General features: G+C 53.5%; 21 protein-coding genes. 4 read left to right on the forward strand and 17 right to left on the reverse strand.

Annotated features, from left to right (window positions below; genetic code table 11):
* Positions 1-73 precede the first annotated feature (73 nt).
* From WMW72_RS06940 to WMW72_RS06955, 4 genes are all read right to left on the reverse strand, one after another.
* A complete protein-coding gene (locus WMW72_RS06940) occupies positions 74-652 on the reverse strand; it encodes a hypothetical protein (RefSeq protein WP_341414706.1) in 579 nt (192 codons plus the stop codon).
* A 226-nt stretch (positions 653-878) separates the two neighbouring features.
* On the reverse strand, positions 879-1,844 hold the full coding sequence (locus tag WMW72_RS06945) for a LacI family DNA-binding transcriptional regulator (RefSeq protein WP_341414707.1): 966 nt from the start codon (positions 1,842-1,844) through the stop codon (positions 879-881).
* Between the two features lie 98 nt (positions 1,845-1,942).
* Positions 1,943-5,287 (reverse strand): GH36-type glycosyl hydrolase domain-containing protein, encoded by a 3,345-nt coding sequence (locus WMW72_RS06950; protein WP_341414708.1) that lies wholly within the window; start codon positions 5,285-5,287, stop codon positions 1,943-1,945.
* 24 nt (positions 5,288-5,311) lie between these two features.
* Positions 5,312-7,477 carry a glycoside hydrolase family 3 N-terminal domain-containing protein gene (locus tag WMW72_RS06955; RefSeq protein WP_341414709.1) on the reverse strand — a complete coding sequence of 722 codons (2,166 nt, stop codon included), beginning with the start codon at positions 7,475-7,477 and terminating at the stop codon, positions 5,312-5,314.
* A gap of 409 nt (positions 7,478-7,886) precedes the next feature.
* Between WMW72_RS06955 and WMW72_RS06960 the strand changes: the two genes are divergently transcribed.
* The 3 genes from WMW72_RS06960 to WMW72_RS06970 all read left to right on the forward strand — a co-directional run bounded on the left by WMW72_RS06960 (position 7,887) and on the right by WMW72_RS06970 (position 11,007).
* The gene (locus tag WMW72_RS06960; RefSeq protein WP_341414710.1) at positions 7,887-9,146 is read left to right on the forward strand and encodes a sugar ABC transporter substrate-binding protein; all 1,260 of its coding nucleotides are present in this window, start codon (positions 7,887-7,889) and stop codon (positions 9,144-9,146) included.
* A gap of 94 nt (positions 9,147-9,240) precedes the next feature.
* On the forward strand, positions 9,241-10,128 hold the full coding sequence (locus tag WMW72_RS06965; RefSeq protein ID WP_341414711.1) for a carbohydrate ABC transporter permease: 888 nt from the start codon (positions 9,241-9,243) through the stop codon (positions 10,126-10,128).
* 21 nt (positions 10,129-10,149) lie between these two features.
* Positions 10,150-11,007, forward strand: a complete 858-nt coding sequence (locus WMW72_RS06970) for a carbohydrate ABC transporter permease (protein ID WP_341414712.1) — start codon at positions 10,150-10,152, stop codon at positions 11,005-11,007.
* 130 nt (positions 11,008-11,137) lie between these two features.
* Here the strand turns inward: WMW72_RS06970 and WMW72_RS06975 are convergent, their stop codons facing one another.
* The 6 genes from WMW72_RS06975 to WMW72_RS07000 all read right to left on the reverse strand — a co-directional run bounded on the left by WMW72_RS06975 (position 11,138) and on the right by WMW72_RS07000 (position 19,075).
* A complete protein-coding gene (locus WMW72_RS06975) occupies positions 11,138-11,668 on the reverse strand; it encodes a GrpB family protein (protein ID WP_341414713.1) in 531 nt (176 codons plus the stop codon).
* Positions 11,669-11,846: 178 nt separating this feature from the next.
* Positions 11,847-12,410 carry a GNAT family N-acetyltransferase gene (locus WMW72_RS06980; RefSeq protein ID WP_341414714.1) on the reverse strand — a complete coding sequence of 188 codons (564 nt, stop codon included), beginning with the start codon at positions 12,408-12,410 and terminating at the stop codon, positions 11,847-11,849.
* Between the two features lie 327 nt (positions 12,411-12,737).
* A complete protein-coding gene (locus WMW72_RS06985) occupies positions 12,738-14,297 on the reverse strand; it encodes an extracellular solute-binding protein (protein ID WP_341414715.1) in 1,560 nt (519 codons plus the stop codon).
* A gap of 63 nt (positions 14,298-14,360) precedes the next feature.
* Entirely contained in the window at positions 14,361-15,275 is a 915-nt protein-coding gene (locus WMW72_RS06990; protein ID WP_341414716.1) for a carbohydrate ABC transporter permease, read from the reverse strand.
* Positions 15,276-16,220, reverse strand: a complete 945-nt coding sequence (locus WMW72_RS06995) for an ABC transporter permease (RefSeq protein ID WP_341414717.1) — start codon at positions 16,218-16,220, stop codon at positions 15,276-15,278. It abuts the gene before it with no gap.
* Between the two features lie 92 nt (positions 16,221-16,312).
* Positions 16,313-19,075, reverse strand: coding sequence for an alpha-mannosidase (locus tag WMW72_RS07000; RefSeq protein WP_341414718.1), 2,763 nt, complete (start codon positions 19,073-19,075; stop codon positions 16,313-16,315).
* A 222-nt stretch (positions 19,076-19,297) separates the two neighbouring features.
* Here WMW72_RS07000 and WMW72_RS07005 point away from each other — a divergent pair, with 222 nt between their 5' ends.
* The gene (locus tag WMW72_RS07005; protein WP_341414905.1) at positions 19,298-20,368 is read left to right on the forward strand and encodes a LacI family DNA-binding transcriptional regulator; all 1,071 of its coding nucleotides are present in this window, start codon (positions 19,298-19,300) and stop codon (positions 20,366-20,368) included.
* A 74-nt stretch (positions 20,369-20,442) separates the two neighbouring features.
* Here the strand turns inward: WMW72_RS07005 and WMW72_RS07010 are convergent, their stop codons facing one another.
* The 7 genes from WMW72_RS07010 to WMW72_RS07040 form a co-directional block, all read right to left on the reverse strand.
* Positions 20,443-21,381: a cation diffusion facilitator family transporter gene (locus tag WMW72_RS07010; RefSeq protein WP_341414719.1), complete on the reverse strand. Its 939-nt coding sequence runs from the start codon at positions 21,379-21,381 to the stop codon at positions 20,443-20,445.
* Between the two features lie 224 nt (positions 21,382-21,605).
* Complete coding sequence (locus WMW72_RS07015) at positions 21,606-22,841, reverse strand: ATP-binding protein (RefSeq protein WP_341414720.1); 1,236 nt, start codon at positions 22,839-22,841, stop codon at positions 21,606-21,608.
* Between the two features lie 132 nt (positions 22,842-22,973).
* Positions 22,974-23,525: a TlpA family protein disulfide reductase gene (locus WMW72_RS07020; protein WP_341414721.1), complete on the reverse strand. Its 552-nt coding sequence runs from the start codon at positions 23,523-23,525 to the stop codon at positions 22,974-22,976.
* An 18-nt stretch (positions 23,526-23,543) separates the two neighbouring features.
* Complete coding sequence (locus WMW72_RS07025; RefSeq protein ID WP_341414722.1) at positions 23,544-24,266, reverse strand: cytochrome c biogenesis CcdA family protein; 723 nt, start codon at positions 24,264-24,266, stop codon at positions 23,544-23,546.
* Positions 24,259-24,756 (reverse strand): hypothetical protein, encoded by a 498-nt coding sequence (locus tag WMW72_RS07030; RefSeq protein ID WP_341414723.1) that lies wholly within the window; start codon positions 24,754-24,756, stop codon positions 24,259-24,261. The genes WMW72_RS07025 and WMW72_RS07030 overlap by 8 nt, the downstream gene beginning before the upstream one ends.
* A 154-nt stretch (positions 24,757-24,910) precedes the next feature.
* Positions 24,911-25,996: a sensor histidine kinase gene (locus WMW72_RS07035; RefSeq protein ID WP_341414724.1), complete on the reverse strand. Its 1,086-nt coding sequence runs from the start codon at positions 25,994-25,996 to the stop codon at positions 24,911-24,913.
* On the reverse strand, positions 25,983-26,666 hold the full coding sequence (locus tag WMW72_RS07040) for a response regulator transcription factor (protein ID WP_341414725.1): 684 nt from the start codon (positions 26,664-26,666) through the stop codon (positions 25,983-25,985). The genes WMW72_RS07035 and WMW72_RS07040 overlap by 14 nt, the downstream gene beginning before the upstream one ends.
* Between the last annotated feature and the right edge of the window lie 102 nt (positions 26,667-26,768).

A 26,768-nucleotide genomic window follows, 5' to 3' on the forward strand; every position in this document is an offset into this window, starting at 1 on the left:
GTTCGCTGATAAATCGGTGCAAGGGCCCCCGAGTAGTTGCCGGCTCAATCACTCCGTCTGATTGCACGGGATATCACTCCTTCACCCGGAAAGAACCCAGAATCGTCTTCACCACCGCTTCATCCACGCGGCCCTTCTCGAAGTAAAACCCGTACGAGATCCCTCTCTCCTTCATCGCGATATACCACCGTGTCTCCCGGAGACTCCAATTCGGGTCATTCTGGGCGGCAGGCTTCGTATGAATGAGTTCCACGCTGTACAGCCGAGCATCCACGTCCTTCAAGGCAACGAAATCCGTGATTTCACGAAAATCCTTCTTATCCGTATGATTGGGCATCAGACTCCGCCAGGTTTTCGCATCCAGCCAGTCGGATACTTCAGTCTCGCCTACCTGCACGCCGTCCTTATGAAAGATCAGAGCCTCCTGGCTTTCGCCCGCCGTAATCTGCCAGTCCTGCGGCACTGCAAACCGGAACGACTTCGTTTCCGCCATCTGATAGCCCTGTGGAGCAACCAACGGCTCGGAGGCCGCAGGTTCTTTTTCCTTCTGAGCGGCAGAGCTGGACAGCGGCATATCCTTATTGGGCGTACATGAAGCAACCAGCAAGGCGGCGGCAACGGCCAGCGTCAAGCCTGAAACCACCCTTTTCATCCGTCTCACCTCTAATTCCAACGAGCATATCGCTACTTGTCTTCCGTTCTACCCTATCTATGACGAAAACAAGCTCAGACAAGTTTCAAATATTTGGGGCATTTCCCATCCCGATCACCCGGTAACCTTACCTAAATCAACGCAAAAAAGGACTCCCGAAGGAATCCGTAAGGACCGAGGGACCAGATGGTCTGGGCATCTGCTCCTCGTCTTCTTGCTATACTGTTCAGCCTTTTCCTACGGACTCGCCTTCGACCAGGGTCACATAGATTCGCTCATGCTCCACCGCTTCCCCTGCGATCAGCTTGAGCACCTGCTCCGAAGCCAGGGTGCCCCACTTGCGCTTGGAATAATCGATCGTGGCCAGGCGGGGCTGCGTGTATTGGGTCAGCTCGATATTATCGAAGCCAATGAGGTGAATGTGCTCGCCGATCCGATAGTTCGCTCTCATGACCGTATTGTACACACCGATAGCCATCTCATCATTGAGACAAAAAACGGCGGCAGGTTCCTTATACTCACCGATGATCTGCTCAGCGGCCTTTTCTCCCGATTCCTTATCGAAATTACCCTCGATTTCGATGCACTCCACCTCCGGGTGACGCTCGACCGTTTGCTTGACGGCCTGCATCCGCTGCCTGGAGTCATAGGAACCCTTCGGTCCTGATACGACGTACAGCTTACGGTGGCCCTTTTCGATCAGAAACTCAATGGCCAGCGAAGCACCCGCCTTGTTGTCCAACAGAACCTGATTCACGTTCGGGTGGTTCAGCTCCCGGTCCAGCACGACCACCTTATGTCCGTTCCCGGCAAGGTGCAGCAGCTCTTCGCTAGCGAAGGAGTGATCAAGCACGATTGCGCCGTCGATCATCCGCTGCGGCAGCCACCGATGAGAGTAAGAGCCGCTGCACACGATCAGGTCATAGCCCCGCTTGTTCAGCACTTCCTTCATGCCCTGCAGCACTTCCCCGTAGAAGGCTCCGCTGAAATCACTTAAATAAACGCCGATAATTTTCGACACCCGGTTTTTCAGCGTTCTCGCGGCGGCATTCGGCACATAATTCAGTTCCTGGGCAATCTTCAATATACGCATGCGGGTTTCTTCCGTTACCTTCGGGTTGCCGTTCAGCGCGTAAGAAACTGTCGAAATGGAAACGCCCGCTTTTTTAGCAATATCTTTAATGCTGATCACAACAACCGCTCCTTACTTGTGTACGCTCTCATTCCTAGTATATCACAAAGCTGTTTGCTTATAGGGAAACAGGCGACCCCGAAAGATCGCCTCGAACCTTACATATAGATGTCAATTACGTTCATATCTTCGGTCAAAAGACCGCTCAACTGCTGCTGCCGGATGCGCAGACCGCCCGTACGGTAACGGTTGGTCGTGACTTCCGCTGCGGCTTCCAGTCCGTTCACCGTCACGCGGTTTGCGGATTGCCCTTTCAGGTGATAGATGAACACGACCGGGTGTCCCTTCACCTTGAACTCGAACCGCAGCCCGTCCAGCTCCTCAGGCAGGACCGGGTCAACGACCAGATCGCCTCCATCAACACGGATGCCCAGCACGCCCGAGATCAGCTGGTTCATATAGATCCCCGGACCGCTGGAGTAAATTCTCCATCCGCCCTTAACCTCGACGGAGCCTTCCTTCAGCTCGCCGAAGCGCTCCTGTGCTTCATAGCGCGTATTGAACTTCCCGTCCGAGCTGCTGAAGTAGGCATTGCTCTGACGCAGCTCCGCATTCGGCACCACACCGCGGATGTCGACAGGGTTGATCATCTCGAGCCCCTTCCAAGCCTCGTCGGCCTTACCGAGCTTGGCCATTGCCTCGACGAAGCGGATGTGGGCATGGACATACTGCAAGCCGACCTCGCGGCCGAAGTTCGACGCCTGCTCTGCACGCTTGAAGTTGGAGCTGACGCCTCCGGCATATTGGGCTGGGCGGTTCATCAGACGGACGCCGTCCGGGCAGTACAGCTCTTCCTTGATAATCCGGTAATGAGACTGTGCCTGCTCCTCCGTCAGCAGCTCACCGATCATGCTGCGCGTCATCGGAAGCAAGCGGTACTGAATCCCCGTCTTCGTATCGGTCGGGTGCAGCATCAGCTCAGCCTTGCCAGCCTCCTCCATATAGACAAAGCCCGGGATCACATCGGTGCCCAGCATATAGCGGTTGAAATCCGCGCGAATCCCTTCCGCCAGCGTCCGCAGCTCCGCTGCCAGCGCAGCTTCCGGCTCCGCCAGCGCCGCGGACAATTGGTTGAACGTCTGATAAGTCAACGCAACCGTCCAACTGCTGATCATGTATTGCTTGAGCTGTGCGTTGGCAGGCTGCAGCGTGTCATCCCAGTCACCATCCCCATAAGAAGAGAGATGTGTGCCATGGAGGAAATGGTTCTGGATATACGCAATTTCTTTTCTGGCATGATCCAGAATGGACGTCTTCTTGTCCGTGAATTGGCATGTATGACGATCGGTATACGGCACTTCTTCCTGCAGAATCCCGTAATCCCGGGTTGCGTTCAGATAATCGCCGAGCACCTTCAACGGCCATACGATAATATCGCCGTGGCTTTCTTCCTGCTGAATCGCGGCATATCGATCGAACATAAACCACTGCGGCCAGTTGCCATCATCCTCATATTGGTGGGCGTAGACCGTCTTGAGAATGTCGCGGACTTCGCCGTATTTATGCGTCGCCAGGAAATATTCCGTCGGTCCCTGGCACACGTCGCGCGTGCCCCAGGCCGCTCCGCCATACTGCTCCAGTCCATGAGGGACCGAGTAGTGGACGAGCATGTTATGCGTATACCACCAGGCGAGGGTGTTTACTTTATCCAGCTTGTCAGGTGTAGTGCCGTCCTGAGACAGATGGAATCCGTTCATGACCGTGGCAAAGAAATCCCGGTACCGCCCAATCTCTGCGGCAGAATCGACTTCCTTGAACGGCAATCTGCCATCCTGCAGCAGTCCCTGGATCGTCAGGCTCCACTCGCTGCTCTCGCCTAGCTCGAGCACAACGAGAGATGCGGCAGGCTGCTCGAGCCCGTGTACCAGCAAAGACTCGTCGCCGACCTTCATGCTCGCTCCCGCCACGTTCATCCGGTAGCACAGCTCCGGGAAAACTTTAGCGCTGTCCGAAGACTTATCCGCATAGAAAGACAACGTCTGCCCGTCCTGCCGGAACCGGAATGGCGCTTCATACTCATTATTATTCATCGTAACTTGATTCGTCACGAGGAAACGGTACGCCTTGCCGCTGGCCGAACGAACCTGCAGGTGAATTTCCGGCGTATCTACAGCCGTCAGGTTGGTGATGACGATCGTATCGCTCGCGGTCTTGTAGTACCAGCGGGCGTAGTTGAAGCCTAGCTCGAACATCGACGGCATCGTCAGCAGACGGTACTCGCCGTCCACTTCCACATAAAGCCGCTGCCCCGAAGTTTTCATCACGTTGAGCGCATTCCGGGCGTTCGTCAGCATTTTATTGAACGACGTATTGCCTACAACGACCTGGGAATTGAAAATCCCGTACATGTAGGACGTCGTCGTGATGACATCTTCCTTCAGCCGTGCATTATCTCCGGACATCAGGATATGACCGTGCGGACGCTCGACGAGCAGCTCCTTCTCCTTGAGCACGACATGCTCATGGGTCTCGGTGAAGAAGGATAGCAGAGCCTCACCGTCACGCTCTTCCTGACGGCGATGCGGGAAGTATCGGTCCAGCTCCTCCTCAGTCATCGACAAGGTAGCAAGCGGAGCTCCTAGCTTGGCGGATAGCTTCCCCTGAATGAGCGGCTTGCCTGGCTCGCGGCTTCCGGCTTGGGCCAGCTTCCACGCGTCCTGCACTTCCGTGTCAAACTCCAGAGCGGTAACTGCCGCCGGATAATCCGGCCGGAACAGACCGTAGAAGACGAACTGGGCAGCGCCATTCAGCTTCACCCGCTCGGATTGCAGAGCCGTATAGGCGAATTCGTATTGATAAACCTCGCTAGCCAGCTTAGCCCGGCTCAGCGCCTCCGGCTCGTTCGTTTCCTTGTACGATAAGCCGAAAAACTGGAATCCGTCGGTCGAGTATCCGGCTACCGGAGATATCCCGCCCTGCTGCAGGTAAGGGAATTTCCCTTGCTGCGGCATGTTCTGACGGGAGCAGACGGCGTAGCTCTGCTGTCCCCGGTTGAATACAGCGTGGTCGATATATTGGGACAAATACGCTTCGTTACTGCGGACGGCACCTTGATCGGCTAGGCCGATATCCTGCCCGTAGACGATGTCTACCTCGGCATCGGCCCCCTTGATCTGAACTTCCCAGAACCAGATATGCTGAGGCGTCAGATGAAAGGTCAGCTCGTAATCCAATCCGAATGCCGAGCCCTCCCAGAATACCCGGGCTTCCGAAACCTGCACGCGGCTGTCAGAGCGAACTCCCATCAGCGGTGCCACTTGAATTCCTCCGGCAGTATGCAGCCGCAAATACAGGTTGTTTAAAGAACCGTCAACGGGGTTGGCGATCCATTGGTTGATCATCGTGTTGCCGTAGGAAATCTTGCGGATTTCCCCGCTGCTGAGGAAGGAGAATTGTAAATCTCCCGCCTTCAGTTGAAAATCAGTATGTTCTGCAACTGTCATGCTGCTCACTCGCTTTCCTATGACTTACTTATCTAGTCTAAACCCAAGCTCCTGCACGTCCCTGCTGTTCGCCCCGACAAATACGGAGAACTTCCCGGCGTCGCTCGTGTAGGCCAGATCGGCATGATGATACCGAAGCTGCTCCTCCGTCAGCTGGAAGGACACCTCCTGCGTCTCGCCCGGCTGCAGCTTGATTTTACGGAAGCCCTTCAGCTCCTTGACCGGACGGACGACCTCGCCGGCATGGTCCCGCACATACAGCTGCACGACTTCTTCTCCAGTGATAGAGCCGGTATTCGTTATGTGAACGGTCACGGTAAGCGGCTGATCCACGGTCATCACTCCAGATGAAATCGAGGCTCCGCTGTAGCCAAAGGTCGTATAGCCGAGACCGTATCCGAATGGATACAGCGGTTCGTTCGGAATGTCCAGGTACTGGGAAACATAGCGTACCTGCGCATCAGGCGCCCCCTGCGGGCGTCCCGTATTGAAGTGATTGTAATACACCGGAACCTGCCCTACGGCAAAAGGAAACGACATCGTCAGCCGCCCGGATGGGCTCTGGTCCCCGTACAGCAGATCGGCGACCGCAGCTCCGCCTTCGGTTCCCGGATACCAAGCTTCAAGCACCGCATCCGCCACCTCATAGACGCCATGCAGATCGAGCGGGCGGCCATTGAACAGTACCGCCACCATCGGCTTACCTGAGGCCTTCAGCCGGGCAGTCAGCTCCAGCTGCGCCTGCGGCAGCCGGATATCAGCCCGGCATCCCGCCTCGCCGCTCATATCGGAATGCTCGCCAAGCGCGAGCACGATCACATCCGCCTGACGAGCCGTACGCAGCGCTTCCTCCAGCTGCTCCTCCGTCACCGTCTCGATCCCGCTGCCTTCGGCTGTGAGGATGCGCGAAGCATCCGTCTTGGACCTGAGGCCGTCTACCAGCTTCACGGCCTCATCCTTGGAGCCGAGCCACGCCCACGGACCGAGGATATCCCCGTTCTGGGCAAACGGACCGATCACCGCAACCTTTTGTTCCCGGTTTAGCGGAAGCACCGAGTCGTTCTTCAGCAGAACGCACGACTTAGCTGCAATCTCGCGGGCCGCCTGCCGATGCTCTGCACTCATCACAACATCGCGCTCCCGGTCAACATCGGCTCCCCGGAATGGATTGTCGAACAGCCCGAGCTTCTGCTTCAGCTGCAGGATGCGGAGCACAGCTTCGTCGATCATCGTCTCCTCGATTTCCCCGCTTTCCACCAGTTCCTTCAGATGATTCTCATAGCAGGTCGTCATCATCTCGATATCGACGCCCGCCAGCATAGCCTTGCAGGCTGCCTCCGCTTCATCGGCAGCGATGCCATGCGGGATCATCTCCTTCACAGCGCCCCAGTCCGAGATCACCACACCCTGGAAGCCCCATTCCTGACGGAGCAAATCCCGCATCAGACGTTTATTTCCCGCGGCAGGAATGCCGTCGACCGTATTGAAGGCCGTCATCACCAGCTCCGCTCCCTCATCCAGGGCAGCTTGATACGCTGGCAGGTAATACTCGCGCATCTGACGTTCAGACATATCTACGGTGTTATAATCGCGCCCGCCCTCGCCAGCGCCGTAAGCGGCAAAGTGCTTCACACATGCGGCAAGCCGGGTCAGGTCTTGCTTCAAGTCCTTCCCCTGGTAACCGCGGACGAAGGCTCTGGCGAATTGGCCGTTCAAATACGAATCTTCACCTGTCGTTTCCATGACGCGCCCCCACCGGGGATCGCGCACCAGATCGACCATCGGGGAGAACGTGACATGCACGCCGGCCGCGGACGCTTCCGCCGCTGCAATCTCCGCGCTTCGCTCAGCGGCCTCCATATCCCAGGAGCAGCCGATCGCCAGCGGTACCGGGAAAATCGTTTTATAACCGTGGATGATATCCGCCATGACCAGCAGCGGAATCCCTAACCGGTTCTTGTTCATATGAGCTTGCTGGGCAGCGATCGTTTCCTTGGCCCCGGACAAGCCCAGGACGGAGCCTGTATGTTTGACAATATCTTCGGTAATCCCCATGGATGCCATCGGGCCAGTAATCTGACCATCGGTGCCCGTTCCTTCGAAGAAAGGCGCAGCCAATTGCAGCAATTGGCCAATCTTCTCCTCCAGAGTCAGCTTCTCCAGCAGGTCAATAAGCTGTTGATCCGTCATCGTAGGATGCCTCCCCTTGTATGGTTTTCGAATTCATCGAAACGTTTCTATGGTTTATTATAATCACTAAAAAAATAGTCGTCAATGTATGTGTGTTCATATCGAAGGTCTTTCGAAACGTTTTTATTGATAAAAAATAACTAGTTGAAACCGATAACAACTTGTTTTATAATGATATCGAAACGTTTCTATAGAACATTATGAATGATTTTAACGCTTTATTTAGACACATCGAAACGTTTCTCTTCATTATGCGGCTTACTGGCTGCGCATCTCTTTTATTTTGCAGTAGGGCATACGTTTCTATTCCTGAAGGTACAGGTTAAAGAAAAAAGTGTCATTACTTATATTTTCCGGAATAGCGTGCACCCTATGAAACAAACCATGAACAACCGGGGAGGAACAAAACATGCGTAAATCAATCACTACCGTATTGGCCGGCACCCTGCTGGCAACCGGCGTCCTTGCAGGATGTGCTTCCAAGACTGACACGCCGAAAGACTCAGGAAATTCCGCTGCAGGCGGACAAAAAGTAACACTGAATGTATGGGGTATGGGGGAAGAAGCCAAATCGCTTCCGAAAATCGCAGAGAAATTCATGCAGGAAAATCCGAATATTGCGATCAACGTCCAGGCTCTGCCATGGGATACGGCCCATGACAAGCTGCTGACAGCCGTTGCTTCCAAGAAAGGTCCAGACGTTCTCCAGATGGGTACGACCTGGATTCCAGAATTCGCTTCCGCTAAAGCGCTGATGGATCTGAAGCCGGAGCTGAGCAAATATCCGGAGTTCGCCGAAGCTAACTTCTACCCGGGTGCTGTCGCAACAACCAAGCAAGGAGACGCTGTCGTCGGTATTCCTTGGTACATCGATACCCGCGTTCTGTACTACCGTACGGATTTGTTGAAAGCTGCCGGTTACAATGAAGCGCCTAAGACTTGGGAAGAGCTGTCTGAAGTCGCTTCGAAGCTGGCTGCCCGCGGCAACGGCAACTACGGCATGAGCATCGATACCAAAGAGCAGTCCCTGGCGTTCATGTTCGCTCGTCAGAACGGCTCCAAGCTGCTCGATGGCAACAAGCCGCTCTTCAACCAGCCTGAATTCGTCGGTGCTGTGGAATACCTGAACAGCTTCTTCAAGAATGGTTCCGCGCCTAAGGATCTCGGCATGGATATCGTTCCAGCCTTCCAGAAAGGCCTCACGCCTATGTTCATCAGCGGTCCATGGATGATCAAGCTGATCAACGATCAGGCTCCGGACCTCAAGGACAAGTGGGCAACAGCCGTGCTGCCTAAGAAACTGAACAACACTTCGTCGCTGGGCGGCTCCGATCTGTCCGTGTTCCAACATACCCAGCATAAGGACGAGGCTCTCAAGTTCATCGCTTACATGAGCAAGCCGGAAACACAGCTGGAATGGCTGAAGCTGACCAACACACTGCCGGCTACGAAGAAAGCCTGGGAAGATCCAGCTCTGACCAGCGACCCGAACTACAAAGTGATCGGCCAGCAAATGAACGATTCCGAGCCAATGCCGCTGGTTAAACCGTTCGAGGAAATCGCGCAAAACTTCCTGAAGAGCTTTGAAAACATCTACCGTGCCAATAACAACGTACAAACCGAATTGGACGCTTTCAACAAAAAAGCTGAATCCATCTTAAACAAATAACAGCTTTACCTGAAAATGAACAGCTAGCCGGTGCCCACCGGCCTGCTGTTCATTCCTATACGCGATCCACCCCTCGCAAAGGAGAGGACTTGTCATGAAGGGATTCACTAACAACAAAGCGCCCTATTTCTTTATTGCACCTACCTTGATTTTACTGACGCTGTTTTCCCTGATACCGATTCTGATCGCGCTGGTCATTAGCTTCACCAACATGGATTTAGCCGGACTGGCCGACTATTCGAACATCAAGTTCATCGGACTGCAAAATTACAAAGACGTGCTGACCGACCCTATATTCATCAAAGCGATCTTCAACACCTTGTTCTACGTCATCGTCGGGGTGCCTCTGGTTATTCTGTGCTCGCTCGGCGTTGCCTTGCTGATCAACTTCGGAACCTCGCGTATTTTCAAAGCGTTCCGGGTGATTTATTACCTTCCTTCCGTAACGAACGTTGTTGCGGTTGCCGTCGTTTGGTTTTACCTTTACAACCCGACCTTCGGGTTGCTCAACTACTTACTTAACCTGGTTCACCTGGGTCCTGTGCCTTGGCTGACTGACCCTATTGTTGCGAAAATATCGCTGATCTTCCTGGCGTTGTGGCGAGCCATCGGCCTGAATATGATTATTTTTATCGCCGGCCTGCAGGGCATCCCTAAATCGTACTACGAAGCAGCCCAATTGGACGGCGCGACCCGCTTCCAGCAGATGAGATACATCACGATCCCGATGCTGCGCTTCGCCATCTTCTTCGTGTCCATCACGACCATGATCGGCTGGCTGCAGTTTTTTGAGGAGCCTTTCATTATGACGCAAGGCGGCCCTCTCGACAGCACGACCTCCGTTGCTTTGTTCATCTACCGCAACGGCTTCCAGTTCAGCCATTTCGGTTATGCGGCTGCCGGATCCTTCGTTCTGTTCATTGCCATCATCATTGTGACCTTGGTCCAATTCCGGTTCCAGAACAAGGACACAGATCTCTAACCGAGAAAGGAGGTACCCATCATGTCTGCAAAATCTCTACAAAATCAGCCTGTCGGATCGGGGAAAAACGACCGACTGTTCCAATGGCTCGCCGGTATCTGCTTGACCGTATTCGGGCTGCTCATGCTGCTGCCGTTTATCTGGATGGTCTTGTCCACCTTCAAAACAGACAGCGAGGTGCTCAGCATCCCGCCTACTCTATGGCCGAAGGTCTTTACACTAGCTAACCTGGAAAAGCTGTTCGTCAGCATGAACTTCGGTGTCTATCTCAGGAATACGCTTATCATTGTCGCCTTCTCGTTCGTCGGCATGCTCCTGAATGCCATGGCAGGGTTCGGCTTTGCCAAGTACGAGTTCAAGGGGAAGGACCCGCTCTTCTATCTGGTGCTGGCAACCATGATGATTCCGGGTCAGGTTACCATGATTCCCGTGTACCTCATCCTGAACTCGATGAACCTGACCAACACCATGCCGGGCATCATCCTCCCCGCTCTGGTCGGAGCGTTCGGCATCTTCCTGTTCCGTCAGTTCATGGCGACGATCCCGAATGAGCTGCTCGAAGCGACCCGACTGGAAGGAGCCAGCGAGCTGCGTATTTTCCTGCAGATCGTGCTGCCCATCTCCAAGCCGATCCTGGCCGTACAAGGCATCCTGACGTTCATCGCCGGGTGGAACAGCTTCCTCTGGCCGCTGATTATCGCCAACGACGAGAAGTTCTACACCTTATCCGTCGGCTTGGCCCTGATGCGAAGCCAGTCCAACCAGAACTTTGCCTTGCAGATGGCTGGAGCCACACTGATGGTCGCTCCGATCATTATCATCTTCATCATCTTCCAGAAGCATATTATCGAGAACTACACGACTTCCGGGTTAAAGTAGATACAGCGCGCTTCTCCCACCTTATAACGGGTACGAGCTATCCAAGTCCGAGGAATCCCCTCGGGCTTGTTTTTCTACCCTGGCAAACGACGCCAAATAAGCGAAGCTGATGCTTCGCCTGAATGTTCCTTCACGATTGGCTGCATGAATTAGCTTCCAGCCGCGCTTTTCTCAAGATCTCCTCAATAAATGGCGCTTTGGCCTCGGTGTAGGCCACCCGGTCCGCCTTGTGCCGTGCCTCCAACCCTTTCTTCAGTTCGCTGTAAGCCTCCAAGACTTCGGGGTACTTCGTCACATATTGTTTAAATAAGAGCTGATTATTCCAGTGATCGCTACCGTACGCATAGATATGCAGATGATGCGTCCCCGCCCGCCACTGTCCCTTGCGGAAAAACCTTCTTTCCGGGAAGTGGGCATGATCGACGAATTCATAACCAATCTCCCGGAGCCTGTCCTTATACAGATCGGTGACATCCTCCAGAAGCTGCACACCTGCCATCATATCAATGACCGGCTTCGCTGCTAAACCTGGGATTGCTGTGCTCCCGATATGCTCCATTCCTATTACAATGCCATCCAGGGCTTGGACGATCTGCTTGCTTTCCGCCTCATACTGGTCCGCCCAAAGCGGGTCGTAAGCGGATACCGTTACTTGTTGCATAATGCCCGCTCCTTTGCCTGTATTCGCTGAAAGGCACACCTAGCCGGTGTGCCCTCTTTCTTGCTATTGCTTCTCCCAGGGACTAGCCGTCCAAAGATTGCATCCGGCGGTAAAGCTCTGACACGCTGGATATATGCGCTCACGTCCCGCTCCTCCTGGAACGGGTGAATCGAAGAGGCTATTCCCGCAGCCAATACCAGAAAAGCGCAATTTCATCGCTGTGCTTATTGAAGCCCTTGTATAAGAAAGAATCGAATCCGCCCAGGACAAAGCCGCAGCTCTCGTACAACCGGCACGCGCCAACATTGTTGTTTTGGGTCTCCAGCATGATGCCGGGAAGCTCCTGCTCCACTGTCCATTGCTTGGCTTGTTCCATGAGACGCCGTCCAATCCCCTGCCTCCGGACGTGCTGATCCACTTGAATATCCTCGATATAAGCATACCGATTCCAGTTACGCCTCAAAACGAGCTTTCCGACCGCCCGACCGCCGGAGAACGCCACATAAAGGACCCGGTCCGCGCTATCGAGATCCCCAGCAGCCTCTGCTGAATGCTCTGTGTTTGCTGCGTCTGGGGAATCCTCCGCATACCTTTTCACATAATGGGGCCGTTCTTGTACCGTATATGCAAGCCGATGATCCTTGAGCGACAAGACCAGTGCCGAGTCCACAATAAAGGCTTCTTCGATATCGATCAGTTGGTCTTGATCCTGAGCCGTCATTTGCCGAATATGGATGTTCATAAGTTCAGAAGGAATCTCTCCTTCATTCCCCTCCTCTTCTTCATGTAGAGAACCATCAATTCGGTCATGAACGGCGGAGCGCGGACTTAACGGAAAACCTGTTGTTCCATCATTCTGAACAGCCTCCTCCAATAACAGCTTTTAGAATATTTTACTAGGATGTCCCTGTCTCTTCAAGCAAATAGGGCGCATCCGGGAGTGTCCCGTACGCGCCCGACTAGTCGATCTGCGGATCGGCTAATTAGCTTGAATGACTCTGATCTTAGCTCTGCCCTCATCAGCACATCAAAAAAGCGGAGTCCGCTTCATGGACTCCGCAATAATCGGTTATTTATACATCGGCTTGGACTTATCCTTCTGATTAGCATTGACTTCTTCCAGAATTTTGCTGCCTCCGGCCTTCAGCCAATCATCTGTCTTCTTCTGCCAGTCTTCCCGGGTTGTTTTGTGATTGATCACCACGCCGCTGACCAGCGTATTCATATTGTCTTCGAATATTTTGGAGCCCAGGCTGTCGTCGGTCTGGCTGCGGATGAACGGATTCCGGTAATCCGGGAAGGAATTCTTGGCGTACTCCTCATACTTGCTCTTATACGTGTCATACAGATCGGAGAGCCCCAGGCTGGTCATCCAGTCGCGGTTGCGCTCCCAATCGACAATCCCCGCGTCGCTGAACGGAATCAGCGTCCAGAATGGCTCCATCTGCGGACGCTTGTAATCATCCGGGATTTTATCCTCCGCGAAAGACAGCTTCTTGCCATTCTTCACCTCGTAGTTCTTGCCTTCCACGCCGTACTTCATCATATCGTGTCCCTCCGTCAACTGCCAGCTCAGGTACCGGAAGATCCCTTCAGGGTCCTTGGCCGTGGCGGAGAGATAGAAGCCCCGGTCAATGGGCAGCACGGAACGAACGCCGCCCTTGATGCCGGTAGGACCGGTCAGCGGGGAAATGATGCCGACCTTTGCCCCAGGCTCGACCTTCCGGACATCATTCACAATAGCCCCATATTCATTGTAATGGGAAGGGGTAACGGCAACCTTGCCGGACTTGAACTTATCGATGGATTTACTGGAGTTCGGACTCACGATAAAGTCCGGATCGATGAGCCCCTTCTTGCTAAGCCCCTGCATCCAGAAGTAGAAGTCGATCTGCTCGGGAGCCTGGAAGAACTGCACCAGCCGGTTCGGATCGCCCTTGGCCGGCTGCCAGCCGTTCAAGCTGGCTCCGAAGGACGTAGCGAGATCCTTCATGCTCCACATGTCATTGCCCGTAAACGGAATCTTCTTCTCCCCGTTGATCGGTGTATCCTTGATCTTCTGCAGCGCATCCTCCAGGTCCTGGATTGTTTTCGGTTCCGGGATATTGAGCTTCTCGAACCAATCCTGACGGTAATACAGCATGAACTGCACATCCGGATTCAGCGTGTTCGGGATAAAGTAGATATTGCCGTCCTTGTCCTTGAGCATATCCCAGATCGCGGCAGGAACCGCTTGCTTGACAGCCGGGTATTTGTCCAGATACTCGTTGATTTTCAAGAAAGCGCCCTGCTCCTGCGTCTCCAGGAAAAACTTGTCTCTCGGGCCGGAGCCCCACATCACATCCGGCAGCTTGCCGGCGGCGATGATCGTCTTGACCTTCGTGTCGTAGTCGGTCACCGGGATGATCTGCACATCGATCTTGACGTTGGCTTTCTCGAACAGCTCCTTCTCGAACGGACCTCCCTTCTGATAGGTGGCGGGTCCCCAGATGGGACGCAGATACGAGAAGGTGGTGACCTGACCGCCAGACTCACCGGGCTTCCCGGCAGCAGGTGCCGAATCGGTCGAGCAGCCGACTGTCGCGAGGGTCAGCACAGCAGCCATCATGGGCGCAACGATTTGTTTCATACAATTACCAGCCTCCATATATGAATTGATGAGAATCCGTTATTCATGGCCGTCCTCTTCGGATCAGCCCTTGACCGAACCGATCATGATGCCCTTGACGAAATATTTCTGCAGGAACGGATACACCAGCATGATCGGAGCGATCGCGAACATGATGGCAGCCGCCTTGATATTCTCCTGAGTGACGACCATCTTGGAAGGGTCCATAATCTGGGGCAGAGCCCCCATATTCATCATGTTCTGATCGATGATGATCGAGCGGAGCACCACCTGCAGCGGCCACTTGGAGCTGTCGTTGATGAAGATCAGGCCGGTAAAGTAGTCGTTCCAGTGACCGACTGCATAGAATAGTCCGACCGTAGCCAGTACCGGCTTCGAGAGCGGAATAATGATTTTCCATAAAATCGTCATCTCCGAAGCGCCATCGATCGAAGCCGATTCCTCCAGCGCCTCCGGGATCGACCAGAAGAAGTTGCGCATCAGGACGAAATTAAACGGCGAAACTAAACCGCTTACAACGAAGATCCATAGCGAGTCGACCAGGCCGAGATTTTTGACGAGCAGATAGTATGGAATCAGGCCTGCGCCGATCAGCATCGGGATGATGATGAGCCAGGTGAAGAACGAGTAGCCGGGAACCTTGGACTTGGACAGCCCATAGGCGGCAGCGCTGGTGAACAACAGATTGAAGAAGGTCCCTGCCGCCGTAACCCATACCGTGATCAGGAAGGAACGGGTCAGCACCGAGGTGCCGAATATATATCCGTACGCGCTGAGGGTCGGCTGCTTCGGAAACAGCATCATCGGATTGAGCCGGATCTGCGACGCTTCGCTGAAGGAAATGGCGATCACGTTCAGAATCGGGATAAAGGTGATCAAGCCGAGCAGCGTCAGCGCCAGATAGATCAGAAGCTGGGCCCACCAGGGATTCTGGCTGAGAGAGGAGGCGGATGTTGACTTTGAAGAACGCGCGTTCATTTACCACATCGACCTCCCTTCCCATTTCTTGACGAAGGCATTGGCTGAGATAATCAGCACGCAGCTCACGACTCCCTTGAAGATACCTACCGCCGTCGCGACCGAGTAATCATTGGATAGCATCCCGATCCGGTAGACGTACGTGTCGATAATATCTGCGACCTCATAGACCGAAGGATTATACATGTTGAACACCTGATCGAAGCCGGCGTCCAGCATGCTCGCGAGGTTGAGCACGAACATCAGGATAATAATAGGCCGCATCCCCGGCAGGGTAATATGCCAGATCTGCCTGAGCCGCCGAGCTCCGTCGACTCGCGCCGCCTCGTACAGCTCCGGATCGATCCCGGACATGGCGGCTAGATAAATGATCGCCCCCCAGCCAAATTCCTTGATGATACCGGTAACGATCAGAACGGGCCGGAACAGCTGGGTATTGGTCAGAAACTCGATCGGCTGCAAGCCCGCGCCCGTGAGCAGTGTGTTGATGACCCCAGTCGGGCCGACGAAGTTGATCGCGATCCCGGCGAAGACGATCCAGGACAAGAAGTGCGGGAAGTAGGTAACGGTCTGCACCGTCTTCTTGAACGCCATGGACTTGACTTCATTCAGCAGCAAGGCGAACAGGATCGGGATCGGAAAGCCGAAGATCAGACCGTACATATGAATGATAATCGTATTCTTCAGCACCGTGAAAAACTTATCTGACGTGAAAATGTACTTGAAGTTATCCAATCCCACCCAAGGACTGGCCATAATCCCCTTGAAGGCCATGTACTTCTTGAACGCAATCGTCAGTCCATAGAAGGGGATGTAAGCGAATACAATAAAATAAATAATCGAAGGAATAAAGAGCAGATACATGAATTTGTATTTCCAGATGTTCTGGAGAAGCGTATTTTTTCTTTTCTGGGGTCGCACCCCCAGCGTTGCTTCTGACATCATGACACCTCATTTCCCAAGGATTCAAACAGGAGGCCCGTCGAACGCCGGCTCCAGTGTGGCGTTCGACTTGCCTGTCTTTCCGAGTTTGCGAGCTACAGCTCAGCGCCGATCGTCACGATCTCATACGGCTTGACCGTTAGACCGTCCTCTCCGATCCGCTCACCCCGCTCCTCCAGTACATTGCTTCGATACCAGCCTGTCACTCCGTCAGCCGATACGGTAAGCGCGACGTTCTCGGCCGTCATATTGAACCAGCGGAAGACGGCCTCGCCGCCCGGCTCGCTGACCTTCACGGCGGACAGCGCCAGTCCCGGACCGGACCAATCCAGGAAGCTAAACGATGCGGGCAGCTCACCCTCCGTCAGCTCCAACTGGCGGGTTACCCACGGCACTTGCTCCTGGTAGGCGGCGGCGAAGGTCTGAAGTCTGCCCGAGTCGTCCGTATGCGGAAGCACGGCATACTCGAGCACGTGCTCGCCGAGACACTGGGCCTCCGGCGTCGGGAACACGCCCCAGTCTCCTACCTCTCCGACCGAGCGAAGCAAGGTCAGAGCGATCGTATTCCGCCCGTCGCGGAGTACTTCGTACTCGTTGAGACCGTGATTGGCGACCGTGAGTCCCCCGTCGTCATCGCTGACATTGACGAAGGCCTGCTGATGCTGGCAGTTGCTTGGATTGATCCATTCGGGTGCGGGCACATTATCCCGGATTGCCACCTCGAAGACCGAATCCGCCCGGTGAATCTCCGTTGCCGTATCCGTTGGAAACAGAACCCGCAGCCTGTGGTCCTTGGCCTGATTGTTCAGCGAGGTGCGAATTTGAAGCTTCGCCGCCCCTCTCTCCAAGGTCAGAACCGAGCGAATCTGAAGCTCCACATGCTCCTGTCCTCTTCCGGCCCTTCTCTCCAGAAACGGAACAAACTCGCGAATCTCCTCGTCAAGCTTCTCATCTGCGGAGGCAGGCACGATCAGCGCATACCGGATCTCATACACCGTCCTTCGCCCGGATCGCTCTACCAGCCTTATATCCGCCGGCTTCCCTTTGGTCGTGATCGCTTCATCCCCGTCCGGCTGGCGGAAGATGTATTCATTGCCGATGTCCCCGACATTCTCGAACACATGCAGGTCCTCATAGTGCCGTCCGTTGCGCTTATCCGTCATATGAAGCGAGCCGTCGTCCTGAATGTCCACGGTCAGATAAGCGTTGTCCATCCGATGTGTGACCGGTGACGGACTCTGCGCTTCGCTCGGTGCCGCATCCAGCACCTGGCCAGCCGCCTGCTCGACGGCCACGCTTGCCGCCACCTCCGAATATCCATCCTCCGACGGAAGCAGCGCATAGGTCCGGTAGCCCGAGGCCGGGACCTGCTCAGCCAGCAGCGTCACCCGTACCTTGCGCGCGAGGTACGGCTGTCTGAACCTATCCTTCGGAAGCGTATAGCCGAAGCCGATCCCGAGATCCTCCAGCTGCGCTTCCAGCTCGGCCCCGTGCTCGTCGATCACGCGCAGCCCTTGGATAGGCAGGCTCTTGAGCTGGCGGACCGCCTCCTCCCGGTCATATCTGTCAAGCGAGATCCTCTGAAGCTCCAGCTCCACCGACAGCACGCCGCTCCGGTCCCAGCCGGATGTATTGAATACGGCGAACGGCCGTGCATCTTCATACCGGCCAAAGACGGCAGCGGTATCCATGCGGGCTGTCAGATAAGCCAGACTCTCCCCGATCATCTCCTCCGCCACCTGGCCGCTCTTGGCAAATCGGACCATCATCTCCTGGTGCACCTCGTCTACGCTGCAGCCGCAGATGCTGTCATGCGGATGATTCTGCATCAGTGTCCGCCACGCATAGTCCAGCAGGTGATGCGGATAAGCGCTTCCATACCGGTAGGCGAAGGCGGCCAGCGGCTCTGCGACCTTCTCCAGCAACGTCTGCGTCCTCTGATTCGCCTGCTTGATATACACGCGGGCGGATGCCGTATTAACCAGTGTGAACCAGCCGTCGGTGCGCTGGCTTCTTAGTTCCCCATGTATGGTGGACAGATCGGATGGTAACGCTTTCTTCAGCTCTCCGATATACGCGGGGAAGCTGGAGTGCACGAACTGCACATCCGGCATCACCTGCTGCGCCGTCCGGATCGCGGCGGTTAGATCGGTCTGGAGCGGCTGGTGATCGCAGCCGTTCATGAATAACAAGTGCGGCGTGGAAGCATACTGCTTCGCGGCTGCCAGCCGATCCCGCCAGTACCGCTCAGACGACTCTGCATCGACCGGAATTTCCATCCCGTTGTGGTACCAGTTGGCGAAGAGAATGCCGAGCACCTCAGAGCCGTCGGGCGATCTCCAGATCATCTCGGAGTATGAAGATTCATAATTCCCTGCGACCTCGTTATTGAAGCCGACAGGCTTGACGCCGCGGCCGAACACCGCATTATCCATACCCGCCTGCTTGAGAATTTGCGGAGCCTGCCCCATGTTGCCGAAGGAATCCGGGAAATAGCCTACCTTGCAGACGGCCCCGTATTCCCGGGCATCGCGATGGCCGATCAGCAAGTTCCGGATATTGGCCTCGCTGCTGGTAAGAAACTCGTCCTGCAGAATATACCAGGGACCAATATGCAGCTTGCCGGCCTGAACCAGCCGCAGGAGTGCTTCCTTTCGTTCAGGTCTGATTTGGAGGTAATCCTCCAGGATGATCGTCTGACCGTCGAGATGGAAGCTTTGAAAGTCAGGATCACAGTCAGCCAGGTCAAGCAGTTGATCCAACAGCTCAATTAAGCGGACCCGGTGCCTCTCGAAAGGCATATACCATTCCCGGTCCCAGTGAGAATGAGAGATGATGTGAGCGGTTAGCTGTTTCACTCCGCGCCTCCAGTTGTATATTTGTATACATTTATTATTACATGTATACATCTTGTATAAATGATATTATCATCATCAATTCAACTGGTCAACAATATATTTACAACCACGCAATCAAGTTGTATATTTGTAATACAACATGCAAGGCTTTTCTATCGCTTAACTAAACTGAGAGGGTTGTCAGCATTGGACAAATCATCATCAAAACGCATTCCTCACTATATGCAGATCCGAGCCTACGTCATGGATCTGATCCAACACAAGCATTTGAAGGCCGATGACCGGCTTCCTTCGGAGAATGAGCTGGCCACCCAATTCGGCGTCAGCCGGATTACCGTTAAGCATGCGCTGGACAGCCTGGTCGAGGACGGTACGATCTATCGAATACAAGGACGAGGCTCCTTCGTTGCCGAGACTGGGGGGGAGCCCCTTCTTTATACGAAACAATCCGCTGCTCCTGGTTCCTTGATCGCATATATCGCTCCATACCTGGATAATTCCTTTACGGCGCGGCTGCTGAATGGCATTGAGGACGAGCTTGGGAAGTCAGGCTATAAGGTTATCTTCTCGAATTCGAGGGGATCACAGGAGAAGGAAAAACAACTGATCCGCGAAGCGCTGGCCCTGGGTGTGGCGGGCATGCTCGTATTTCCCGTAGATGGGGAGAAATATAACGAGGAGATTGTGCAGCTTACGATGTCGGGCTTTCCCATTGTGCTGATCGACCGAGACTTGCCCGGTCTGTCCACCCACTGCGTCTGCTCCGATCATGCCGGCGGAGCTTATATGGCTACCCAGCACCTGCTGAGCCTAGGGCACCAGGCCGTCGCGTTCGTATCCGCCAGTACGCCGTCAACAGCAAGTACCGAGGAACGTCTGGCCGGGTATGAGAAGGCCTTGGCCGATGAAGGCATTCCGATTTTGCACCGTCACCGCCTTCAGGTCTCGAGGATTGACGATATCATCGCTCTGCTGAACGATAATCCGGAGCTGACCGCCGTCTTCGCGGAGAACTCCGGAGTCGGCCAGTCCGTCTTCGAAGCAGCCGCCAAGATGGGCCGCTCGATTCCCGGGGAATTGTCCGTCACCTTCTTCGACGACTTCGAATTCTCGAATCTGTCCAAGACGCCTCCGACCGTCATCGTGCAAGAGGAGCAGGCCATCGGTATGGAGTCGGCCAAGCTGCTGATCTCCGTCATCTCGAGCAAAAATCCGGAGAAGCAGAAAATTCTGCTACCCACCCGGCTGCTACAGCGTCAGTCTACAGCGTCCCCTCCGCCGGCCAAGCCTTGACCGGCAATCTACAGAAGCGGTTCATCTGGAAGCGCACCAAAAAAGCGGAGTCTGCTTGGCAGACTCCGCTTCCTCTACTTGCGGGTATCCTGGTTATTCCCCTGATTTTCATCATCGATACTGTCCGTCTCGTACCATGGGTTGAGATGAACGAGAACCTCTTCTACAAGAGGGTTTTGCTCTCGAATGGCCTGCTTGATTCTCCGGGAAATATCGTGACCTTCCTGCACGCTGAGCTCCGCCGGAATCCCTACCCTAACATCAACCATCATATAGTGGCCATGCTCCCGTGCCCGGATGCGGTCAATTCGTTTGACTTCCGGCACCAAACGCACGATCTGATAAATTTCTGCCATCTTGTCATCATCGATGTTCTTTTCCATCAGCACATCGATCGAGGTCCGTCCCATGTGAATCGCCAGCTTGAGGACGAAGTAGGCCACGATAATCCCCGCCACGGGATCGCCGTATTTCAGAATATGAATGTTGTAAGCCTCTCCGAGCATCGCCAGGCCGATACCGATAACAGCAGCAAGAGACGCATACACATCGGCCAAATGATCATAGGCAGTTGCGATAAGTCCGCTGCTGTTGATTTTTTTGCCGATCCGTATTGTATATACGTACAACCATTGCTTCCAGATCAGCGAGATCGCCGCTACGATTAGAACGAGGACCGATGCTTCATGAGGCGGCTCCATCAGAGCCATGACTGAGTGATACCCCATATACACGCCGGCCAGAATCAAGACAACCGCTACGATGCCGGCACCGATGACCTCCGCCTTACCGTGACCATACGGATGATCCTTATCCGGCGGTCGCTTGGAGATGATCATGGAAATAAGTGCCGCCGCGGTAGCAAAAACATCCCCGGCGTTGTGAACGCCATCCGCGATCAGCACCTGGCTGCCAAAAAGCAGTCCCACCACAAGCTTCATGGCGGTTAATACAATATTGCTGATCAGACTGATCCAAATTGCAAAAGTAGATTGTTTGTTCGTTGATTCCATTAACCCGTTCCTCCATCAAGCTTCGCGCCCCGCATGTCGAAAAAATCGAGGCTTTGAATGATTCCTGTTCCCAGCAACGAATCCGCCTTAGACATTCTGTCTTAAGGTGTCCTCAGGAAGAATTTCTCATCCGCTCGGGTACCGTGTCATTATACAAAACCACATTCATGTGGGTCTAGAGAAAAAGTCTTGCCTTACAACAAGATGTTCGAGCTCTAAATTGGTTATGGCTCTCTCACCATCGGCAGACTTATGATCGCATCCGTCCCCTTTCCTTGCTTACTTGTATACTCCACATGCCCTCCGATAGCTTGAATAATTCGGAAAGCCACCATCAATCCAAGACCTGTGCCGTTATTTTTGGTCGAGTAGAACGGAGTTCCTAACCTCGTCAATTGTTCTGTTGTCATGCCTTCTCCGGCATCGCTCACTTGGATATGGACCCGGTCAGACTCGCGGCAAGCCCGTAAGCTAACCTTTCCTCCCGCTATGGAAGCCTCAATGGAATTTTTGAGAATATTCACAAGCGCCTGCCTGACTTTGAACGGATCTGCCTGAATCCACAGCTTTTCTGTCACCTCGATAACAACCTCCACCTGGTGCAAACAAGCCAGAGAGGATACAGAATGCTGGATTTGTTCGAATAGGTCCGCGACCGATAGCGTGTCGGGTTTCTCCAGCTGCGGCTTGGCATAATTGAGAAAATCATTGATGACATACTCCGCACGGCCCAGCTCAGCCAAGGACGTTTCAAGGTACATTTTATGTTTACCTTCCGAGCTGCCCGCGGCCAATTGCAAAAAACCTTTAACCACGGTTAACGGCGTCCCAATCTCATGAGCCACGGATGAGGCCAACTGGCTGGCTAGGTTCATTTTTTCCGAGGACATGACTTGTTCTTGCAGCCGCTTGGTCTGAAGGGTAACCTCTATGAGAAAAGCGGCCATGCACATCGCAGCCAGATGAATGAGAGCAATTTGGATAAAGGTCATTTCCAAGAGCGAGTCTTGTGGGGATGAGATGTACCAGGAAATCACCGACGAAACCGACGATAAACTGATCGCGATGATAAATCTCCACGCAGGTAAGCGGTTAGCAAAGCGAGGACGAAACAAGGATGACAGCGCAAGCACAGTCACCGCGGTAAATATGGCAAGCATCAGCCCTTCTACATCCATCCAACCTCGCACAAGCAGCAGACAAAGAAAGGACACGATTCCGGACATATACCCGCCATACAATACGGACAGAATGAGCGGAATATTTCTTAAATCCCCGCTAATGTCATCCGAGATCGTATCAGGGAAAAGCATCGTGGAGATGATCGCAATTCCGCACACGACCCCGAGTCCGATCCGGTCCTTCCAGCTTCCGGTTGGAATCCACTTCGTCAACGATGCAAATTGATAGAATAGAATGGGGAATAAAATAGATAGAACGTCCAATAGGAGATCCTTCATCCAACCACACCTCCGAGTTTGAGACAACCATTAAACCCATTTTATACCATCTCTAATCATTCGGCTATTTGCCGTCACAAAAGCTCCGGAAATGATTTCCGGAGCTGCTGGGTGATAGGGACATGCCTCTATTTATCTTAGTTTGGAAACGGCATCTTTCATGATTTCGTAGTTAATGGCTCCGCGGAACTTTTCCCGGATCACGCCCCTTGCGTCCAACAAGTACGTGGTCGGATACGCGACAACCTGGTATTGCTGCGTGACACTTCCATCGAGATCCATGACGATAGGGAACGTAAGCTGCTGGTCGTCCACAAAGGTTTGGATCTTATCCCGCTTCTCCTCCGTATGCGTCAAGTTAACGCCTACGATCACAACGTCCTTTGCTGTATAATCCTCATAAAACTTTTGCATATGGGGCATTTCTACTCGGCACGGCGGACACCAGGTCGCCCAGAAATTGACCAGCACCGTTTTGCCTTCCAGATCAGACAGATGAACGGGATTCCCCTTCAAGTCATTCAATACAAAATCCGGCGCAAGCTGCCCTTTCTGAGTACCTGTCTCCAAGTCCCCCGCCTCCACGGCTTTACCCGTATCCATAGCAGACTTGCTATAATAATCGTACCCTCCATACACGACGAGCCCCGCTATAAAAAGGATCGCAAGCATGCCTTTCTTCATCCTCATCATCTCCCTCCGTTAAAACTGGATGTCCCAGAACGTATACCGGGCAAGCCATGCACTGATCCGCTGCAGTTGTCCGGTAAACAACAGCAATCCCATTCCGATAAGCAGCCAGCCGTTGACTTTGGATAGAAAGGGCATCCACCCATTCATTTTTTTCATAATGTTCATCGAGTACGTCAGCAGCCATGAAATCAATAAGAACGGAACTCCCAATCCGAGTGAATACACGGCTAGCATCCCGATCCCGCTCCACAATGTCTCCGTCGATCCGGCCAGCAGTAAGATCGAGGATAGCGCCAGTCCTACACAGGGACTCCATCCCGCGCCAAATGCGATCCCTGTCAGAAGGGAGCGGATAGCCCCGCGCTTCATATCCGATTTGGTTTCCCAGGTTTTCCCGGACATCAGCAGACGAAGATTCAGGAAGCCTGCCATCTGCAGACCAAATACAATGATCAGCAGACCGCTAATTTTTTGGACCAGGTCGCGTTCTTGGGCAAAGAAGCGGCCGATAAAGCTTGCTGAAGCGCCCATCGCGATAAAGATCAAACTGAACCCGATAATAAAACTAAGGGACTGAGCGATCAATTTGCCGCGATGCACGATCAGCTTGCCATCCTGAAAGGATGAGCCGGTTAGATGGGACACGTAAGCGGGAATGAGCGGGAATACGCAAGGTGACAGAAAGGATAGCATTCCCGCCGCAAAAGCTACGATTATCGTGATGTTACTCATAGGCACTTCCTTTCCGGGATATCCATAAAGCTATCAGCAGCCCCGCAGCCACGACAGCGTTCACGACATACAACCCGTAGGGCTCCTCGCCCAATACCAGTAAGAAGATGTGATAGACCAGCCAGCAGCCCAAAGCAAACCAAGCCCCTATGTCGATCCATACCTTCATAGGCAGCTTCTGTTTGGAGAGCCGGTACCCCGTATAGGCCGCTGCGATCAGGCTAGCCATCCATTTCCCGCGCGCCCCTCCATCGAAATACAGCAGAGAGACGGGCTGATGGATGAATTCAGCTAGATGAAACAGCACAAAGCTCGCTTTCCACACGATCACCCACAGCCAGAAAGCATTCCCTGCATAAGAGACAATGACACTCCGCTCCGGCCTGTGCCGAAGCCGGTATTGCAGCACCAGCCAGCCTGCTGCCCCATAGATCAGGTATAGAACCAGCTGTCCATTCAGGACTAAGGCACCGATCTGTATATTGTGCAAGCCCTCCGCCTCCTTCTAGAACAGAGTACCTGCCTTATTTAAAGAAATGATAAAGTAACAAAAAAAAACGGCTCATCAAGCAAGAACATCCGCTTGTAGGCCGTCTTTCGGAATGATTAGAGTACAGGCAGATGCTTGCGCTCTGCCTTGCCTTTCATGAATGGCGCGGGATCGTCACCCAAAATGAATGCTTGTTATTCTCTGAGCTTAACCCCACACTGCCCCCGTGCTTCTTCACGATTTCCTTCACTATGGACAAGCCAAGACCGCTTCCTTGGGTCGCTTCTCCCCGGTGTCTGGATGGATCCGCTTGATAAAAACGTTCAAAAACAAGTCCCTGGAGTTCTTCCGGCAGCGGATCACCCACATTGCTGACCGTGACCCGATAATGCAGAGGCTCGATGACGCCGGACACCCAAATCATACGCCCTGCATTGTAGTTGATGGCATTTTGTATCAGATTGTTTAATACCTGTCTTAATCCATCCTCATCACCGGTGACGATTTCTTTCGCTAGAGATAGCTCTAGCTCCATATTCTTGCTCTGCAGCTCCATCTGAAACGATTGCGTGCTCCGGACTATCAATTCATCCATCTGAATAGGGCTATAGCTCATACTTGCTGCTTGCCGGTCTTCCCATACAGAGAGCTGATGCAACTGCTCCACGAGCCGGGTAATATGTTGAGTTTCCTCCAGCAGAGACAGGTATAAGTCCTTGTCCCCCACGATCACGCCACTGCCCAAGGCCTCCAGATAACCGTTCAGATTACTCAGTGGCGTGCGAAGATCATGAGACACATTGCTCAGCATGCGTCTGCGGTTGTCTTCCGTCTGCTTCAAGGTCAACGTCAATGCATTAAAATGCCGGGTCAACTCGCCAATCTCGTCCTCTGACGATGCTTCAATAGGCTCCGGGTAAGATCCTGCCATCAGCTGGCGCGTCGATTGAGTTAATCGTTTTAACGGAGATAAGATCTTCTTGATGAACACGAAATGGATGATAGCCGCCACTATAATCGCCAGCAAGCTGGCCCGGATCAGATAAAAATGCATCGTTCGTTGGAAGAAGAAATTCCTCTCTTCTCCAACCAGCTGATACTTGGCCACAAGCACGCAGGCAAAATCTTTGACCGACACACCCGCAAGCCAGATAACAATAAGCATGACCAGAACGTTAACCCCGATTAACTTCCAGGTGACATGCTGCTTCCAGATTTGGAGCTGCTTAATGCGTGACAAAGCGGTACCCCATTCCACGGACGGTTTCGAAATAACGCGGTGCTTCGCAAGACGTTTCGATCTTGTCCCTTAGCTTGCCCACATGAACATCCACCGTGCGGTCGATCACACTTTTCTCTTCGTTCGGATACAGCTCGCCCAAAATCTGCTCCCGCGATAAGATCTGATTCGGATGTCTCATAAGGAAGTACAGTAATTTAAATTCATGCTGAGTCAGAGAAATGGCAGTTCCGTGATAGCTGACTTCTCCGTACGAAGGTTTGATGGTCAAGCCTTTGTAGCTGATCTTGCTGCATCGGTTAGAGGCCCGCCGGAGCACGGTATTCACGCGCGTGACCACTTCTTGAGGGCTGAACGGCTTGATGATATAATCATCTGCCCCCATCTCTAGTCCTTCGATCCGCTCAGCTTCCGTAATCTTGGCCGTTAGCATGATGAGCGGTATATCGCTTTTGAGTTCGAGACGAATCCATCGGCACAAGTCTTCCCCGCTAAGCTTGGGCATCATCAGGTCTGTGATGACAAAGCAGGGATCAAAATTCAAGAAAATCTCCCGGGCTTCCTCCCCATTCTCAGCCTCCAGCACGTCATATCCGTCTCTTTCCAAATATAGTTTAAGAAGCTTTCTTATCTTCGAATCATCTTCGACGATCAAGATGTTTCTCTCCAACCTGCATCACCCTTCCTTCCCTAGTTCTTTATTATAAAGGGAGATTTTAAAGAAACGTTAAAGTTAATTGTTGGTTGATCAGCCGCATAGACAAATAAAAGA

The sequence above is a fragment of the Paenibacillus filicis genome (assembly GCF_038070315.1).
GTDB lineage: Bacteria > Bacillota > Bacilli > Paenibacillales > NBRC-103111 > Paenibacillus_G > Paenibacillus_G filicis.